The organism is Sphingobacterium sp. MYb388, assembly GCF_037479535.1.
Taxonomy (GTDB): domain Bacteria; phylum Bacteroidota; class Bacteroidia; order Sphingobacteriales; family Sphingobacteriaceae; genus Sphingobacterium; species Sphingobacterium anhuiense.
Genome location: NZ_JBBGYV010000003.1, coordinates 684,056 through 703,584 on the forward strand (window position 1 = coordinate 684,056; position 19,529 = coordinate 703,584).

At 36.9% G+C, this 19,529-nt stretch carries 14 protein-coding genes; 7 read left to right on the forward strand and 7 right to left on the reverse strand.

Going from position 1 to position 19,529, the window contains the following annotated elements:
• Positions 1-147: 147 nt before the first annotated feature.
• A complete protein-coding gene (locus WH188_RS13290) occupies positions 148-1,203 on the forward strand; it encodes a DUF2157 domain-containing protein (protein WP_132769267.1) in 1,056 nt (351 codons plus the stop codon).
• A 30-nt stretch (positions 1,204-1,233) separates the two neighbouring features.
• On the opposite strand, the gene WH188_RS13295 is transcribed toward WH188_RS13290, so the two are convergent.
• A complete protein-coding gene (locus WH188_RS13295; RefSeq protein ID WP_132769265.1) occupies positions 1,234-1,905 on the reverse strand; it encodes a response regulator transcription factor in 672 nt (223 codons plus the stop codon).
• Positions 1,898-3,232, reverse strand: coding sequence for a sensor histidine kinase (locus WH188_RS13300; RefSeq protein ID WP_168127606.1), 1,335 nt, complete (start codon positions 3,230-3,232; stop codon positions 1,898-1,900). Before WH188_RS13300 ends, WH188_RS13295 begins: the two co-directional genes overlap by 8 nt.
• Positions 3,233-3,346: 114 nt before the next feature.
• Between WH188_RS13300 and WH188_RS13305 the strand changes: the two genes are divergently transcribed.
• Complete coding sequence (locus WH188_RS13305; RefSeq protein WP_168127605.1) at positions 3,347-5,722, forward strand: outer membrane beta-barrel family protein; 2,376 nt, start codon at positions 3,347-3,349, stop codon at positions 5,720-5,722.
• 114 nt (positions 5,723-5,836) lie between these two features.
• On the opposite strand, the gene WH188_RS13310 is transcribed toward WH188_RS13305, so the two are convergent.
• The 3 genes from WH188_RS13310 to WH188_RS13320 all read right to left on the reverse strand — a co-directional run bounded on the left by WH188_RS13310 (position 5,837) and on the right by WH188_RS13320 (position 9,015).
• Positions 5,837-6,253, reverse strand: a complete 417-nt coding sequence (locus tag WH188_RS13310; protein ID WP_031287012.1) for an OsmC family protein — start codon at positions 6,251-6,253, stop codon at positions 5,837-5,839.
• A 225-nt stretch (positions 6,254-6,478) separates the two neighbouring features.
• Positions 6,479-7,771 (reverse strand): G-D-S-L family lipolytic protein, encoded by a 1,293-nt coding sequence (locus tag WH188_RS13315; RefSeq protein WP_132769260.1) that lies wholly within the window; start codon positions 7,769-7,771, stop codon positions 6,479-6,481.
• A 26-nt stretch (positions 7,772-7,797) separates the two neighbouring features.
• On the reverse strand, positions 7,798-9,015 hold the full coding sequence (locus tag WH188_RS13320) for an OmpP1/FadL family transporter (RefSeq protein ID WP_132841032.1): 1,218 nt from the start codon (positions 9,013-9,015) through the stop codon (positions 7,798-7,800).
• Positions 9,016-9,199: 184 nt separating this feature from the next.
• Here WH188_RS13320 and tpx point away from each other — a divergent pair, with 184 nt between their 5' ends.
• Positions 9,200-9,700 (forward strand): thiol peroxidase, encoded by a 501-nt coding sequence (gene tpx, locus WH188_RS13325; protein WP_132769257.1) that lies wholly within the window; start codon positions 9,200-9,202, stop codon positions 9,698-9,700.
• A gap of 53 nt (positions 9,701-9,753) precedes the next feature.
• Here tpx and WH188_RS13330 read toward each other — a convergent pair whose 3' ends face one another.
• Together WH188_RS13330 and WH188_RS13335 are read right to left on the reverse strand one after the other, a co-directional pair.
• Positions 9,754-10,926, reverse strand: coding sequence for a trans-sulfuration enzyme family protein (locus WH188_RS13330; RefSeq protein WP_021188037.1), 1,173 nt, complete (start codon positions 10,924-10,926; stop codon positions 9,754-9,756).
• Positions 10,927-11,275: 349 nt separating this feature from the next.
• Positions 11,276-12,775: a catalase gene (locus WH188_RS13335; protein WP_132769255.1), complete on the reverse strand. Its 1,500-nt coding sequence runs from the start codon at positions 12,773-12,775 to the stop codon at positions 11,276-11,278.
• 226 nt (positions 12,776-13,001) lie between these two features.
• Between WH188_RS13335 and WH188_RS13340 the strand changes: the two genes are divergently transcribed.
• The 4 genes from WH188_RS13340 to WH188_RS13355 all read left to right on the forward strand — a co-directional run bounded on the left by WH188_RS13340 (position 13,002) and on the right by WH188_RS13355 (position 19,514).
• Complete coding sequence (locus WH188_RS13340; RefSeq protein WP_132769253.1) at positions 13,002-14,897, forward strand: alpha-L-fucosidase; 1,896 nt, start codon at positions 13,002-13,004, stop codon at positions 14,895-14,897.
• Between the two features lie 3 nt (positions 14,898-14,900).
• Entirely contained in the window at positions 14,901-17,249 is a 2,349-nt protein-coding gene (locus WH188_RS13345; protein ID WP_168127604.1) for a glycoside hydrolase family 95 protein, read from the forward strand.
• 62 nt (positions 17,250-17,311) lie between these two features.
• On the forward strand, positions 17,312-18,550 hold the full coding sequence (locus tag WH188_RS13350; protein WP_132769249.1) for a hypothetical protein: 1,239 nt from the start codon (positions 17,312-17,314) through the stop codon (positions 18,548-18,550).
• 82 nt (positions 18,551-18,632) lie between these two features.
• A complete protein-coding gene (locus WH188_RS13355; protein WP_132769247.1) occupies positions 18,633-19,514 on the forward strand; it encodes an AraC family transcriptional regulator in 882 nt (293 codons plus the stop codon).
• Positions 19,515-19,529 lie beyond the last annotated feature (15 nt).

Below are 19,529 nucleotides of genomic sequence, written 5' to 3' on the forward strand. Positions count from 1 at the left end.
CAAACGCAGATGAATTTCTGCAAACATGCAAAATTACTTATTTTTAATGAACTTTAAGAGTGCTCACCTCTTTATTATTGTCACGCTATTGCAAATCTATACCCTAAGTGAAAGGTATAATTTGTATTTTGCAACCACAAAAGTTATATGAAGAAATTAGACGTTACTAAACAAGAAAAAGAATCCTTAGAAGAAGCAATACAATTTTGGGAAAAGGAAAATGTAATTGATGCATCGACAGCAAAAGCTATGGTCGATAGCATTGATGTCAAAAGCTTTGATTGGAAGCGCCTAGCACGGTATGCATTTTGGGTTGCCTTAGCATCTTTGGTATTTGCAGTTTTTTCTTTAATGACTGATACTGCATTTCTCAAATTTGTAGATACACTGTACGAAGCGCCCAATATTTTATTCTGTCTCTTTTTTGGTGCTTTAGCTGTATTGTTTTATACCCTCGGCTTTCGTTACAAAACAAAATTTCCTAATAAAAATCTTTCTATTGAAACCATGATGTTGATAGGTGTTTTTTCGACAGCAGCATGCATCGGATTTTTAGGAAAGGTATTGGATAAGAATAGTATGCACTATTCTTTACTATTTCTATTATCAGTCCTCATATACGGATATCTCGCGAACCGCTTAAAATCTAAGCTCATATGGGTATTTATGCTTGTTGCATTAGGAATCTGGTTTGCGACCGAAACAGCATATCATAGTGATTGGGGATTTAAGTTCTGGGGAATGAATTACCCACTACGTTTTACTATTTTTGGACTAATGCTGACATTAATTGCTGTTTATGTGCAGCCACGGTTCAAAAAACTGATAGAATTTCAACCGCTAAGCTACCTCATTGGCTTACTATACTTAATGATTTCATTGTGGTCTCTTTCTATTTTTGGTAATTATTCAGATTTCTATGAATGGACTTTAGTAAGACAGTACCACATCTTTTATTGGGGTCTGTTGTCGACAGCAGTAGCCGCAGGTCTCGTTATCTATGGACTGAAGATGAAAGACAATACAACAAGAGAAATTGGTTTTGTATTTTTTGTATTGAATGTCTACACAAGATATGTAGAATACCTTTGGGATAATATCAATCGTGCAATCTTTTTTCTTATTTTGGCAGTATCATTCTGGTTTGTTGGTCGTTGGGCAGAAAAATTATGGCAAAAAAGAGAAGATAGTTTAGATACCTAATATCACGATATAAGTACCAAGCGCGCATACTTAAAAGGAAATGTTAAAGCCTACACCTCTTGAAGAAGTAATGTGTAGATTTAAATCATGTTTGAGGTACTTGCGTAATCTCGTAATGAAAACATCCATGCTGCGGCCATTAAAAAAGTCACTGTTACCCCAGACTTGCTGTAAGATTTCTTCCCTTGTCACAAGAGAACCATTGCGTTGACATAGAAACTGTAAGAGCTTCGCTTCTCTTTCTGTTAGTTTAAATTGTTCCAGTGGATGAGTGAGGAGTAATCGCTGAGGGAAAAATTGATAACTACCAAGGGTAATTGATGTGATCTGATCAGTTTTTTTATTACGCTTTAGGATATTTTGGATTCGTAATACTAATTCCTCTGGATCACAGGGTTTTGTTAGGTAATCGTCAGCGCCAATTTTTAAACCTGTTATTTTATCTATTTTTTGTTCTTTGGCGGTTAGGAAAATAAAAGGGACTTCAGGATAGTATTCTTTGATCTCCTGCGCTAATGTGAAACCGCTTTTAACGGGTAACATTACATCCAAAATTAATAGATCGTAAGGAAGTATATTTTCAGCAAGCAGTAATTCCGCTGGGCTTTGCATCCAGTGCACATCATATCCGGAAAGCTGTAAATAATGCTGCAACATAAATCCGAAATCAGCATCGTCTTCAATTAACAAAAGTTTATTCATGGGGAATTATAATATTAAAAGTAGTTCCTATATTGATTTTGCTAGTAACGTCTATTTTGCCTTGATGACGCCCTACAATCGTATTGACAAGATATAATCCTAGTCCTAAACCCTTGCTATCATGGATATTATTTTTTTGTATGCGGTAGAATTTCTCAAAGATATGAGGAATTTCTTTTAAAGCCATTCCTATCCCATTATCACGTACTTGGATTTCAAATAAATTCTTGTTCGTGGAAATTGATACACTCAGATGAGAAGCACCATACTTGATGCTGTTATTCATAAGATTGACAATAATGGTCGTAAAATCGGATTCGTTAATTGGTATTTCGATTGTTGAAAACTCATTTATATCAAATTTTATATGAGGATGAGCAAGTTTAAAATCAGCAAGTATCATCTTCACTTGATCAAAGGTAATGGGGATGTCTGCATCTGTTTTGTCACTTTCATGCAAAGGTTGTAAAGTGTTTTCCAGACGTTCCACTTGACGTTCCATAACGGCTAGAATGGTAGGATCAGGTTGTTTTTGAATTGTTTTTAAAGCTACTTTAAGCGTTGCAATGGGCGTTTTTAGTTCATGCGAAATATTGTCAACGGCATCATGCAACTGACTAATCTTTCTCTGTTGCTGTTTTAAATTCTGATATGTTCGATAAAATAAGAATAATAAAGCCAATAGAATCAATGTTGAATTGAAGAGTAGGAATGCTAACTCCTTAAAAACAATCCAGTTGATATTGACCACCTCAAACGTTGATCTTCGAAGAACAAGAAAACTGTACTGTTTATCTTCCTGCTCAGCAGTGATTGTTGACTGTTCTTTCGTTAACTGTTTAACAGTTTTTTCAGTAGACCAGGTTCCAGAAGATAACTCCAATGGATGCGTCATCTCACCACTTGTTTTATAGACAATTATTGGTTTTTTGATCAGTTTTTCTTGAGCGTTTTGAAAGGTGATTTGCAGAATCTCTTTTTGTAATCTTACCTGAAAACCTAATGGGGAAAAAAGACTATCTACATAATGTGTCAACGCTTTCTCAGTTTTATTTACTTTATCAGCATAACTGCTTTCCAGCGTTGCAAGCGTAATTTTTTTCTGAGCTAGTTGTATGTAGTAAGAAGTTGCGTCTTGATTATTAAGGAGATCATTGTCGAATAGAGCGTCAGTCTCATCTATTTTTCCTAGTTTCTCTTTTGTTAGCGAATATATCTCCCTTTTCTTCAATTGAAAAGAATTCAAGAGCAAATAGGATTGAATGCCCATAAGGATAACAAAGAGGATCGTGAAAAAATAAATATAGTTTTTAGACTTAAGTTCCATATACAAATATAGGTTGCGATTTTGAATAAATGGAACCTTAACCTACCATTAACTCTTTATTAACCATCGCTCTCCACTACTTGAGGCTACTTTGTAGCAGCAATTTAATCAAGTATGAAGTATCTAATTATTCTATTATTATTACCTTTTCTTGGACAGGCTCAAGGGAAGCGTTTATCCGGTAGTGTGTGCGATCAAAACGAAATTCCTTTGAAAGGAGCAACTGTCATTTTATTGGACAGTATAAGTAAACCCATCCACACATTAAGTCTCGACACTGCCGGTAGGTTTGATTTTGTAATAGAAGACAACCGGCTATATCGTATGGCAATATCCCATTTAAATTATCAGAGCCGAGAATTGAATTTTCGATCAGATACCTTACAAGTTCCATTATTAATAAAGTTAAGTCCTAATGAGTCGAAATTGGAAGAAGCGCAAGTAACCGGTAAAAGACCAAGGGTTACTCGAAAAATTGATCGTTTAGAGTTTAATGTGCAAGGAAGTAACCTATCCGGATTGAACAGTTGGGATATTTTAAAACGGACACCTATGGTTATGGTAAGTGGAAGTAGTATAACTGTACGTGGAGACAAAAAAGTAGTTGTCATGATTAATGAAAGAAAACTGATGATGAGCGGGGAAGAACTAAAAACGTTACTCGAAAATACAGCAGGATCGGATGTTCAATCTATTGAGGTCATTACAAGTCCACCTGCAAAATATGAAGCGGAGGGAAGTACTATTATTAATATAAAACTCAATAAATCGCAACTATTTGGGTACAGAGGTACGCTACTGGCATTGGCAGAGCAAAGTAATTATGGTAAGCAACTATTTGGACTGACCCAATACTATAAAAATGAAAAAGTTAATGTTCGCGCCACTTATAATTTTGGAAGAGGGACATATGCGCGCTATGGGACAGATTTTGTTTACTACCCCAAAGATGAAACTTCCTGGGAAAGTGTTATGACCCGTGTTGATAAAAATAATAGTCAAAACAGTTATGTGTTTTCGCTCGACTACACGCCGGATAGTATCTGGAATATTGCCGTCGGTCTAAACGGATATTATGGACCAAAATCAACAGGATTATATCAAGTACCGACTTCCATCTATAATAAGGATAGGTTACTGGAGTCTTCTTATTTAACACAGAACGATCATATCGAATCGCGTAAAACCAATAACTATTACTTGCAGGTTAATAAAAAAATAAATTCCAACTGGAATGCAAATTGGTCTTCCTATTTTACAACAAATCGTAAATCTAATCTACAGGATGTATGGACAGATCTACAATTTAAGAATCAAGATCCTAAAAGTACGCGCTTTCTGAGTGACAATGCTACACAGAACCAATTATTCACAACACAGCTCGATCTTTCTGTAAATATGAATAATATTGCCATTGAGTTTGGAGGTAAGTTTAGTGCTGTGAAAACGAAAAGTACCTTAATGTTTTCAGATGATGCTTCAGGAAGTTTTGAGCCTCGATCAGATAAGAGTAATATTTTTGATTACGATGAACAGCAGGCGGCTGTATATGGATCAATAGCATATAAATGGCGAAAATGGAGCTGGAAAGGAGGTTTGCGTCTTGAAAATACGGCATTGGAAGGAGTCGTCTCAGAACCGGAAGACCGGAATAATCAAAATTATTGGGTACTCTTTCCAACCTTCTATGCTCAGTACCAAACAGATCAGGAATACCAATGGGGGGTTTCTTACGGTAAGCGTATCAGCAGACCTGCTTATTCGTGGTTAAACCCGGCGAAGTCCTATTATAATCTTTTTTCTTATTTTCAGGGAGATCCGCGGTTGAAGGCTACAATTATTCATAATCTCAATATTACGTTAACGAAAAAAGAATGGAATGTAGATTTATTTTATCGATATGAGCAATGGCCGTCCATGGAGATTGCTATTCAAGATAATATAAATCATCAATTGATCTATCATTACACGAATATTCGAAACGGGCAGGGAGCAGGTGTAGATTTGGGTAAAAGTTTTCAATTATTGAAAAATTGGAGTTTAAACGCACAACTGGAAGGGATGTACAATGTCAATAATTATCAAGGTAGCGATATGCAATTGTATCGTAATCGAGTGTGGATGGCCAATGGAAATTTTAGTTCAATTTTCGTGCTGAATAAAGAAAGCGACTGGAACCTTGAGCTTGGAAACACCTTTGAGTCGCCTACCATACAGGGACCTTTTAAGATCACAGGTTATTCTAGTACCTATCTGATCACGAGCCGTAAGTTTTTTGGTAAACGGTTTGAAGTCAATCTTTCTTTTATGGATATTTTTAAATCGGAAAGACAAAGGGTATCTTCAAAATATGCGGACCAAAATAATTACTATAACGATTATCGAGATACACGCAAAGTCAATATAACATTACGCTATCATTTTGGCAATCAGAAGATAAAGAATAATTCCATTGTACCTAAAAAGACGGAAGAGCAGGGGAGGTTGTAATTCGCGAGCATAATATTAAAATACAAAAACCAGATAGCAATAGTTATCTGGTTTTTGTATGTTTTTATTTTACAATGCGTAAGTTCAGATTATGAGCTAAGCATTCCACTATTATTAATTGATTTTGAGTGAATAGGTGATATTGATACCACCTGCGGCAAGCATATCATGTACCGAACAGTATTTTTTGACCGCCAATTCTGCTGCCTTTTGAGCTTTAATTTCATCAATAGCACCTTTTAGATAAAAGCTAATGTGGATATCTGTAAAGATATTTGGAATTTCCTCGCGGCGTTTTCCCTCAACCTCAACTTGTATATCTTCAATTTCCTGACGCTGTTTCGTCAAAATAGAAGAAAGATCAAATACACTACATGAGCCTAGTGCCATTAAGACTAATTCCATCGGGCGAACTCCTTTGCCTTCACCACCAATAGCTTCTGAACCATCAATATTTACTTTTACATTGGATAGTTCGCTTGCTGCTTCAAAGTGAACTGCTTTATTTTGACGATTTAGTGTTACTTTCATGATTGAATCTCCTTGTATATACAAATTTAATGAAATTTGCTTTCATTAACAATATAATTGCGCTGACACGTAAATAACATGACTTGTTATTACTTTTTTCTTACAAAGCGGTTATATACATAATAAGATATACTTATTACCCTAAACACATCTAATTGAGGATAAATATAAAAAGGGTGATCATAATTATGATACACCCTTTTACCAAACCATTTATTAATATTTTTATGGAAGTTTCACACCTCTATAATCAGATATATTTAACCTCGGAACTTGAGCACCGTACGTTTTATTGATGGCTTCAATAAATACATTTGCCATTAATGCATTTCCAATAGGCGTCAAATGTATTCCGTCCAATGAAAACCCATTTCCAGTGATATATTTCGCACTTACCGATAGACCATCGATGCGGATGCCATTTTTAACAGCTGTTAAAAATGCATTGACGTCTGCGACAGCTAAGCCTTTAGACGCGGCGATCGATTTAATTGATTTATTGAAATCATTGACACGCACTACCACTTCTGCAGCTTCTTTTGTATCTAAAACATATTTGTCCTCAACAGGATTGAGCGGGTGTAATCCGTAAGGTATTTTGTTTACATTTGGAACACCCAATAAACCTGCCGATGAAAAAGGGAGGACAAAGAAATCCTGATCCGTAGCAGCTCGCGGGCCCGTCTTAGTTGCGATGTAAATATCAGTCACTTTGGTTGTACTTGCGGCATTTACTGCCGCTAGAAGCGCTTGACGTGTTACTGTTGTAAAATAAGGCACGGATGTTACATCAGGGATCGTTGCTAACACACCTTTTTGCCCTTTTGCTGTTAATGTTGTTACATAATTATTCAATAGGGTATTGAACAGTGCTGTAGAGGTTAATGTTGTCGTTGGACCTTCATTAACAGCTCCATTGGTTGCATACCCCAATACATCATTATTTCCCAATGAAAATGTAAAGAACGTATGATTTTGTGACGTAGAATAAGTGAAATAATTCATTGTTGGTGGAGTGCCTTCTGGTAATAGACGTTCGAAGTACATATTTCCAGCTGCTGTTCCTATGCCAGGTGCAAAAGCCATATCCATACGCATACCCGGTACCCCTAAATTATTGATCGGATCAGTAAATTTCGTTAATAATTTTGGACTAGCGGAGCGGTAAGCTAATTTGTCTGTAACCTGTTCTGTTACTGGTTGGCCATTGACCAATGCTTTAAGACGAATATAGCCCGATCCATTGGACTGCTCCTCGCTAAAAAATGGAGATTTGAACTCGCCTCCGCCTACTTTTTGAAGTTGTTCTGAGATGAGCAATGGAAAAGCTACTTTTTGGCCATCAAGATATAGTCCCCCATCAGCGAATCCTGCAGAAAGAGAATTTCCAATGGCAATATATTTACTAAAGTCAGCTTTTGTTCCTGCTGAAGGTGTGAATTCGTCGAGAGATGGTTTACATGCTGTGATACTCAGTATCGCCAATGCAACTCCTATATATAAATTTCTTCTGTTCATGATAATAACATTTTTAATATAAATGCTTAAAATTTGTACGTCAATCCAATACCTGGTGCGTAAATATTCGTCGTATACGTTCCTGATAAATGGCTGTCTACATTATTTGCTTCGCGAGGTAATATTCTCTGGTATGCAAAAGAGCCTGTTAGATCAAACTTCTGATTCATTTTGTATGTGAAACCGCCAGCGATCAGTACACGGTTGTTATCTGGAGTTTCTGGATAGACATAATCTTTACTCACAGGCGTTGCGATATAACCGCCACCGATACGGAGTTGCAATTTCTCTGATGGCAAGTATTCGATACCCGCTTTAATAGAACCTGCTTTTGTATAATTCTTAGGGGAATGCGTGTCAGGAGTATTTGCACCACTATAATCAAAGTTTAGTTCTTTATAAATATCGTAATTGATCACCGTTCCATCCACAGCCATTTTCACTTTGTCACTGATCGGGAATGTTACACCAACAGCAAAAGTAGATGGGAGTGGAAGTTCGGCGCTAAATTTACTATCTGGTGGAAATGTTCCTTGCGCCGCTTCAGGTACTGTGAATTTAGCATCTCCATCTTTTAATTTCGTAACAACTTTAGATCGGTAGCTCATAGAAATGGCAAATTCTTCATTTAAGTTGTAGTGAACACCGACATTATATCCTGTTCCAGTACCGGTTCCTTTTAATTCAGCCAACCCTGATGACCCATCTTGGAAATAAACGGGAACAGCACTTTGTAAATCCACAGAACCAATGTTATACACAAAACCCCCACCGATGCTGAAGTTGTCCGTTAATTTGACACTGACGGTAGGTTGGATGTATATGGCGCGTAACGACAAACTAACTAAACTGTATTTACCTGTCCATTCAGTGCCCCAGTCTACTGCACCTCCATAAGGTGTATATATTCCTATACCCGCTTTCCACCACGTATTTTTAGGTCCTACTGTGGCAAAAACAGAAAAAGGTGGCGTTATCTGATTTTTAGTATGATCCACCACAGAACTTCCTGTTGCTTGAAAAGCAGATTTAAACATAACACCATTTCCGTTTACAGAAACCGCATTGTGGCTCATTTTTGAAAGTGCTCCTGGGCTATAAAAGATGGAAGATTCATCTATAAAGTAGGCAGAACCTGCACCACCCATACCGACAGATTTTGGACTCTGAAGATTGACTTGAGATCCCTGTGCTAAAAGTAAAGACGGCGATACACAAAGCAAGGTAATTAGTAACTTCTTCATATACATCAAATTTGGTTTATCGTTTGTGTTTGAATTACAATGCTAACATAGTAAATTTTTGTGGCTTTTCGATATTATTTTGGCGAAAATTGATAAATATTTATTTTGAAAGAATGTGTGTTAATAAATGTGATTTTTGTAGTAAGATTAACAGGAAATCATTAAATTGCTAAAAAAAATAATTATGGCAACAGTAGCATTCAAAGGTGGAGCAGTTAATACGGTTGGAAATTTACCAGCAGTAGGAAATCAAGCTCCAGATTTTAAATTGACAGCAGGTGATTTATCTGATAAATCATTAGCAGATTATAAAGGAAAGAAAGTAGTTTTAAATATTTTCCCAAGTGTAGATACAGGTACCTGTGCAGCATCTGTTCGTGCTTTCAATAAAGCAGCGTCAGGATTAGAAAATACAGTGGTGTTATGTATTTCCAAAGATTTACCATTTGCTCAAGGACGTTTTTGTGCAGCGGAAGGTTTGAATAATGTGGTTACATTGTCGGAATATAAAGACAGTAATTTTTCAGATGCATATCAATTGCGTTTTTCCGATGGCCCTTTAGCGGGTTTATTGAGCCGTGTAGTCATTACATTGGATGAAAACGGTAAAGTTTTATATGAAGAGCAAGTTGCGGAAGTGACAGAAGAGCCAAATTACGAAGCTGCATTGGCATCTTTGAAATAAGCAGATCATAAATAAAGAATAGAGCCATCTTCTTGGAGATGGCTCTATTTTTTTTATTTAGTTTTTTCCAATGCCTGTAAGATATCCTGGATAATATCTTCCTGATCTTCTAAACCAACCGATAGACGCACACTACCCGGTTGAATACCAAGGTTTAGACGTTCATCTTCTGTTAATTTCGAATGCGTTGTAGAAGCAGGATGGGTAGCGATTGATCTTGCATCCCCTAAATTAGAAGTATATAAAATCATATTTAATTCGTCTAAGAAACGGAAAGCTCGCTCTTTTCCACCTTTAACAACAAAAGTGACAATACCACCACCGGCCTTCATCTGTTTTTTTGCAAGCTCATATTGCGGATGGGAAGGAAGAAATGGATATTTAACATCTTCAATTTCTTCGTTTGTTTCCAAAACTGTTGCTAATGCTAATGCGTTGCTGCAATGTCTATCCATACGTAAGCCCAGTGTATCTAAGCTTTTAGAGATGACCCAAGCATTAAAAGGAGATAAGGAAGGACCAGTATGGCGAATGAAAAACATTAATTTGTCGATCAATTCCTGTTTACCTACAACTAATCCACCAAGGACACGACCCTGACCGTCCATATATTTTGTAGCAGAATGAATTGACAAATCAAAACCATACTTTAATGGTTTTTGAAGATAAGGTGTTGCAAAGCAGTTGTCAATGGCTAAAATAATATTAGGATATTTTTTCTTTAAAGAACCTAACCATTCCAGATCTACTAATTCCAGACCAGGGTTAGAAGGTGATTCCAGGAAAATAATTTTTGTATTCGGCTGAATGGCTTTTTCCCATTCTTCGGGATCGACCGCATCAACATACGTTGTTGTTACTCCCCAACGAGGGAATAGTTGCGTAAATAGTTGGTGAGTTGAACCAAAAATAGCGCGTGACGAAACAATATGGTCACCACTTTCAACAATACCTGCAAAAGAGGCAAAGACTGCTGCCATACCCGAAGAGAAGGACAGCCCAGCTTCTGCTTCCTCTAGGATACAAACTTTGTTAATAAGCTCTGAAGTATTTGGATTGGCATAGCGGGAGTATATCATTCCTTGCTCTTCATCAGCAAAAATAGCTCTTCCCTGTTCTGCGCTATCAAAGATAAAACTAGAAGTAAGATATAGGGGCACCGAATGCTCACGTGTTGCAGAACGATCGGCTTGTTCGCGGATGATTTTAGATTGATCTTTGTTCATGATGAGGTAAAGGTACAAGTTGTAAATTTTATTTTTTATATTTTATCAAATAATTTTGCGTAAAAAATAATCAGTAGAACAACTTAGGTTTTGTAAATTTATAAGATTCCAATCTCAAATAACAGCCTATCATACAGTTAAATCGATTGTAATGCGATTCATTTAGTTTTGTCAATATTGATTCGATTCTGAATAAGTACTATTAAAAAGCTAGGATAAGTGTGGTATAGGTAGATGTGAAGCTTTAAATTTTGATAATTATCATAGTTTATGATGTATTGCGAAGGTATAAAAAGAGCGGAAGTGTATGGGTACATTTCCGCTCTTTTTATTATTGCCGAATGATTTTTTATTTTTGAGGCATATGTTTCGCCATTTCATCCATAGAGAATCCTAATCCTTTAGCAACTCCTAGTCCTAAATTCATGTCGGCTCTAAACCAATGGCACAGTTGTCGCATAACAATTTCATCTCGTTTTGGTCCTTCAATTCCGGACATAGCACCTACTATATTTTGAATGAGATGTTCTTTCTGTCCAGCATCCAATAAACGGTATAAATCACCTGGCTGGGTATAATGATCATCCTCACCAGGAGCGTTGCGGTCATAATTATCAGCCACTAGGCTATCTACTTGCAATGCAGGTTCCTTGTAGGATTGGTCTTCGTAATGACCATCAAAACTATTTGGATAATAATTTGGAGCTGCCCCTTGATTCCCATTGACAGTCATCTGACCATCACGTTGATAATTATTAGTCATAAAAGGACATCTGTTCACAGGAATCTGTTCATAATTTCCCCCTAGACGATAACGTTGAGCATCAGGGTAAGATAATATACGTCCCTGTAGCATTTTATCTGGTGAGAATCCAATTCCATCTACAATATGTGCCGGAGCAAAAGCCACTTGTTCTACATGAGCGAAGTAATTATCTGGGTTTTGATTTAATTCCATTTCACCAACCTCGATGAGAGGATATTCTTTCTGTGACCATACTTTTGTTAAGTCAAATGGATTCCAACGGAACGTTTTAGTCTCCGATTCTGTCATGACTTGGATATAAAGCTTCCATTTCGGAAAATCACCCTTCGCAATAGCTGTATGTAAATCACGTTGTGCATAATCCATATCTTTAGCGCGCATTTCATCAGCTTCTGCACCTGTCAAATTTTTTATTCCTTGTTGTGTTCTGAAGTGGTATTTGATATAGACACGTTCATTTTGCGCGTTGATCATAGAGTACGTATGACTTCCATAACCGTGCATATGTCTGAATCCAAATGGCGTTCCACGATCGGACATCAAAGTCGTTACTTGGTGCAATGATTCGGGATTGAGTGACCAGAAGTCCCAGACCATGGTTGCCGATTTACAGTTAGTATGAGGATCTCTCTTTTGAGTGTGAATAAAATCAGGAAATTTTTTAGCATCCTTGATAAAGAAGACTGGCGTGTTATTACCGACCAAGTCGTAGTTTCCATCTTCGGTATAAAATTTAACAGCAAATCCGCGTGGATCACGTTCGGAATCTGCCGAACCTCTTTCTCCTCCGACAGTTGAAAAGCGAATGAATAATTTTGTTTGCTTTCCAATACCATTAAAGAGTTTTGCTCTTGTGTATTTCGAAATATCATTGGTTACCGTGAAGGTACCATAGGCACCAGAACCCTTAGCATGTACAATACGTTCCGGAATACGTTCTCGGTTGAAATGAGCCAGTTTTTCATGGAGGAAATAATCTTGTAATAGCACCGGACCTCTTGGGCCAATTGTCATCGTGTCTTCGTAGTTTACAACAGGAGCGCCCGATGCTGTTGTAATTTTTTTGTTTCTATTGTCTTCCATTTTTAAAAAATTTATGAGTTTTCCCCTATTGTTCTACAACAAATTTAAATGAAATGAATGAGCTTATCTTATTGATAATCTTGATGCCTTATCAAGATTAGTGATGACTATTTTGTATATGTAATATAAATATAATCAATCGATTGCTTGAGGAAAATGATTTTGTTAGATTTTTAATACCCTAAAATTAAACTATATTTAAACCTTAAAACCTTTATCTAATTATATGTTTACTTTTCTATTCTCTAGTCTTCTCTGGGTAAATGGTAGTTTTTTGCTATCTGAACCGGTAAATCCACCAAAACCTTATGGAGCACTTCCTTCCGAACGGCAGTTGAAATGGCATGAAATGGATATGTATTGTTTAATACATTATACACCAACTACCTTCCAAAATAAGGAGTGGGGATATGGTGACGCAGATCCTGCTATCTTTAATCCTACAAATTTTGATGCTAATCAAATTGCTAAGGCAGCGGCTTCTGGGGGCTTTAAAGGGCTCATCTCTGTTGCAAAACATCATGATGGCTTTTGTTTATGGCCAACAGCCACGACAACTTATAGTGTAGCGTCATCTCCCTGGAAACAAGGAAAAGGGGATATGGTTAAAGATTTTATGACTGCGACGCATGCAAACAACATGAAATTTGGTGTTTATCTTTCTGCTTGGGATCGAAATGATACCAGATATGGAACAGCCGCTTATGCTGATGCATACCGGGCGCAATTGACTGAGTTAATGTCTAATTATGGTGAATTGTTTACCTCTTGGCATGATGGCGCCAATGGTGGAGATGGTTATTATGGAGGTTTAAAAGAGAAAAGGACGATTGACCGCAACACCTATTATGCGTGGGAGGAGAAAACTTGGCCAATCGTTCGTAAACTGCAACCGATGGCCATGATTTTTAGTGATGTTGGTCCAGATATGCGTTGGGTAGGAAATGAAAGTGGATTTGCGGGAGAAACCTCATGGGCTACATTTACGCCGGAAGGCCTTGATGGGAAAAAAGCAGTTCCTGGATTGGTAAATGAAAAAACACTGACTTCAGGAGTAAGAAATGGGAAATACTGGATTCCTGCGGAATGTGATGTACCACAACGACCAGGGTGGTTTTATCATGCCGAGCAGAATGCGAAAGTAAAAACACCAACTGAACTGTTTGAGATCTATCTGAAATCTGTAGGCCGTGGTGCAAATATGAATCTTGGATTGGCACCGATGCCATCAGGACAACTGCATGAAAATGATGTGAAATCACTTGAAGCTTTCGGAAGAAAGGTGAAAAAAACGTTTGAAAATAATTTAGCAAAAGATGCGCAGATTACGGCAACAACTACTCGCGATCATGAAACTGGAGAATACGGGACGAAATATATTATCGATAATGATCGCTATAGCTATTGGGCAACCAATGATGATGAGCATCAAGCTGCTCTGGAAATTAAATTGAAATCAGCGCAAACATTTGATATTATCCAGATCAGAGAAAATATTAAATTAGGACAACGTCTGGATAGTGTTTTAGTTGAGCAGAAAGTGAATGGGCAATGGACCTTGCTCACTAAAGCTACCAGTATCGGAGCAAATCGATTAATGAAACTGACGAAGCCCATTACAACGGATGAACTACGAATTCAATTATTTGCACCTGTAGCGATTACAGTAAGTGATTTTGGTTTATTTAAAGAATTTGATGAATCTTTTGAATTTGAGGATACTGGATTCAAAAAATTAAGTGCAAGGCAGTTTACGGCAGCAGCTTTTACGGAATCGGCAAAAGCAATAGATAATAATGCGGAAACTTTTGCAACAGTCACTGCTTATGAGAAAGGATTTGTTTTTGAATTGAAAGAAGCGATTAACGGGTTTGGATACTTACCTCGTCAAGATGGTAAAACAATCGGTACAGCTACGAAGTACAAAATTTACAGCAGTCAAAATAAACAGCAATGGGAACTTTTGAAGGAAGGTGAATTTTCAAATATCAAAGCAAATCCGATTTTACAGCAAATCATTTTTGACGATGTTGTAAAAGTAAAATACATCAAATTTGTTCCAACGGAAACGTTAACCAAAAATGTATTCACAGTAGCATCCTTTGAATTATATTCTAAGTAAGAAATGAAAGGTATAACAAAATCAACATTATTTGCGCTGGCAGCCATGACTTGCTTGCAGGCGCAAGCGCAAAAAAGAGACGCTTTAACCATGTGGTATGACAAACCTGCCAACCGCTGGGAAGAAACGCTTCCTTTAGGCAATGGGTTAATCGGAATGATGCCTGATGGGGGTATTCAGTCTGAATCATTGGTATTAAATGAAATTTCCATGTGGTCGGGTTCTGCCGAAGACCCTAATAATTATAACGCATATAAGAGTGTCAGTGAAATTCAGAAGTTATTGATAGCTGGAAAGAACAAAGAAGCAGAAGAACTGGTCAATAAGAATTTTGTCTGTAATGGCCAAGGATCTGCTTTCGGAACCGGAGCCAATGCACCTTTTGGTTGTTATCAGAATTTTGGATTTCTAAAATTCAATTTTAAACTAAGTGCTGAAGGTGTTTCAAATTATGAAAGATCCTTAAATATTGGCAATGCAACCGCGCAGACTTCCTTTACTGTAGGAGGAGTGGATTATAAGAGGACTTATTATACTTCTTTTGATCAAAATGTAGGTGTTGTACACTTAACTGCTTCAAAGAAAAAAAATATCAGTTTTGCTATTGCCTTAGAAAGAGCTGAAAATATTGATTCTTATCAAGTTAAAAATGGGGAGATTATTTTGCAGGGTTCTTTGCCAGATGGTAAAGGCGGCAAAAACTTACAGTTTGCGAGTAAAGTGAAGATTAGATTTAAGGGCGGAAAACTAACGGATGATGGTAAGCAATTGATCTTGACAGGTGCCGACGAAGCTACTGTTCTTTTTGCAGCGAGTACGAATTACTATGGAACTGATCCACAACAGGTGATCAGCCAGGATATCGCTACTGCTGAAAAAATAGCACAAGAAAAGCTCTATAGCAATCATAAAAAAGCATTTGCAAAGAAATTTGATCGTGTTGCTTTAACCATCGCAGATGATCAGACTAAGGTGAATATTCCGACTGGAAAACGTTTACAGCAATTTTTTGAAAATCCAGCCTTAGATAATGGATTGGCCGCATTATATTTTCAATTTGGCCGCTACTTGAGTATTTCAAGCACAGCTCCCGAACACAAGAATGCATTACCTCCAAATTTGCAGGGATTATGGGCACATCAGATTCAAACACCTTGGAATGGGGATTATCACTTAAACATCAATGCACAAATGAATCACTGGGGAGTGGAAGTAAGTAATCTATCTGAATACCATACCCCTTTTATTGCCCTGATCAAGCGTATTGCAAAGACAGGTGAAAAAACGGCTAAAGCTTATTACAATGCGCCAGGATGGGTCGTTTATATGATGACAAATGTTTGGGGTTTCTCAGCACCCGGAGAAAATGCATCTTGGGGGTCGAGTACAGCTTCAGGATGGTTATGTAATCACCTGTGGGAGCATTATCAATTTACTCAGGATAAAGCCTATTTAAAAGAAGTTTATCCTGTATTAAAAGGAGCAGCAGAGTTTTATGATTATATTTTAGTTAAGGATCCTAAGACAGGCTGGTTGGTTACTTCACCTTCAGTTTCTCCAGAAAATGGATTTCGTCTTCCAAATGGTGAAGTCGCATCAGTAGTGATGGGACCTACGATTGATAACCAAATTGTTAGAGAACTTTATGGGAACTTGATTCAGGCGGATAGTCTTTTGCAATTAAACGATCCTTTTATTCAAAAGTTAAAAGATAAGTTGACACAGATTCCACCAGCAGTAGTGGTAAGTAAAAGCGGCCGTGTGCAAGAATGGTTGGAAGATTATACTGAAATAGAACCAAAACATAGACACGTTTCACATTTATATGGATTATATCCGGCTCATTTCATTTCACCACAACAAAATAAAGAGTGGGCAGAGGCCGCTCGTAAAACATTAGAAGTAAGAGGAGATGAGGGGACAGGCTGGTCTCGCGCATGGAAGATTCTTTTCTGGGCAAGGTTGCAAGATGGTGACCATTCTTTAGAAATTTTAAGACAATTGCTCAAACCAGCTTTTGTTAATGAAACGACCTATCAAGGAGTCGGAGCAGGTACTTACCCTAATCTGTTCTGTGCACATCCGCCGTTTCAGATAGATGGTAATTTTGGAGGTTCTGCCGGAATTGGAGAAATGCTTCTCCAAAGCCATTCCGGATTTATTCACCTACTGCCGGCATTGCCAAAAGCATGGAAAGATGGCGCCGTAAAAGGATTGAAAGCTAGAGGAAATTATACGGTTGATATGACTTGGAAGAATGGACAGATCACCAATTATAAAATAACGGGACCAAATAAAACTGTTGTTAAAGTATTAAATGGATCGACATACGAAAATTATAAAATAAAATAATTTATAAATAAAATTCTGTAAATTGGTTGTAAATTCATGATGAGTTTACAACCAATTTTTTTATGAACCAACCACTTTACTATTGTCTGATATGTTTCGTCTTTTTTATAAGTTCATGTCAGTCCAATCCAGAAAAAAAGCAGGAGAAAAAAGGAACACCAATTGTCTATAAAATTACGGGGTCTTTAAATCCCGAAGTAAATGGTACCGTTTATTTGCAAGATCACGATAATTCCATGCAGCAGTTTCGTCGAGCTAAAGTAGAACAAGGCAAGTTCGTTTTAGAAGGCGAGTTGGTCATTGATGCATTTTATGATCTGATCATCAGGTCCGATTCGGGAGCTGTGAAATCCTTTAATTATAGCACGCCCCTTTATGTGGAAGCTGATGCTGATTATGATGTTGCTATCAAGGAAAAAGGCGATCATTTTAGTATTGAGGTAAAAACAAATTCATTGACGACAAATGAACTGATAGCATTCAATAAAAACAAAGAAAAAGTACAGCACGAATTAGATGAACAGCTTGCCAAATACAGCGACGAAACTGCTGCTTTGAATGCTAAGCTCATGAACTTTAGCAGAGGACAAGAGTCTGTCTATAATCAAACTATAGATAGACTTGAAGAAATAACAAAACAGTCGAATGAAATTCGGGCTAGAAAAGATGATAAAAGATTTTACGAAGAATATGTTTTGAATAGCAAACAAAAAGCATCATTTCTGATTCCCTATTCCTTTAAGTACATCAGCCTGAATAAGGAGAATTATAAAGATTATGATCAAATTTTAGCACATTTAGATCCTGCTATTCAGAAACACCCACTTGTTAAAGCAGCTGTTGCAAAAGTAGATGATGTCAAGAATTATTATGCTAATATGCCTGTTTTTCCGGCTATTACTCCTCGTAATCTAAAAGGTGATTCTTTGAAGTTTGACCAGCTAGTAGATAAGAAAATGATAATTGTTGCGGTTTGGTCAAGTAAAGGCAAAAATTCAAAAATGGATTTACCGGTTTTAGTACGCAAAGAAGCCGAATTGAAAAAAATGGGTGTTGAAGTTGTGTATTTGACCGATGATGAAGATTATGAACGTTGGAGGGCAAGCAATCGACAAATCGGATTAGGAATGAACAGTTATTTGTTAAACGTGACTGATCGTGATTTTATCGAAAATAGCTATAATGTTATTGGAACCCCACGATACTTATGGCTGGATCCAAAATCAAGAACTGTTATTGAACTGGCAGGTGCAGATCCAACGTTACCAGATTTTATTAAAAATGTCAAGAATAAATTATAATACAATTTACGTTTATTGTCCGCTATAATGTTTAAATTTGAATAATTAAACAATATCTGTTTTTTTGTAGCTATTTGTAAGAATGAAAATTGTTCAGTTTACCGTTCCTGTCCCCAATCAAGGTTCCGTTTGTGTACAAGAAGATCTGTTGGTTGAATTTTACAGCAACTATCATCGACATAAAGAAATCCAACTGACATACATTCTAAAGGGGGAAGGTACTTTTTTGATTGGCAATTTTACACATCAATTCAAACAAGATGAAATTTATATTGTAGATGCCGATGAACCGCATATGTTTCAACGATCTGAGCTAGTTCCTGATCCTGATTTAAAAGAGCAGATCCATGCGATTCATATATTCTTTGATTACGCCCGGTTTAAAGATTTCTTACAATTGCCGGAATTGACAGAAGTCCGTTCATTTCTAGAAAATATCAATGTAAGTAAAAAACTGGACGCCGCTTCAAATCCAGGGATCAAACGTAAGTTTTTACAGATTAATGAGACGGATGGGTTAGATCGTTTAACGGCATTTATGGGGCTTGTCGATTATTTAGCTGAAAAAGTAGATCTATGGACTTCACTTTATACAGGAATTCCTCAAAAAAAGTATTCTGACGCAGAAGGGATTCGCATTAATGATATTTTTCAGTATACATTTAAGCATTTTGAGAAAAAGATAGCCTTGGAAGATATCGCGGCAATTGCCCATATGACACCGCATGCCTTCTGTAAATACTTTAAAAAACACACCCGAAAAACTTATATTACTTTCCTCAATGAAATTCGCATTGAGCAAGCTTGTAAAATGCTGATACATGGTCTTTCTGAGAATGTATCGGATATCGCTTTTAAAACCGGCTTTAATAATGTGGTGAATTTTAATCGTGTATTTAAAAAAATCACGAAGGTATCTCCCAGTGAATACCTGATGCAGCACAAAATTAAAGACATGAACTAATACCTAATCAATACC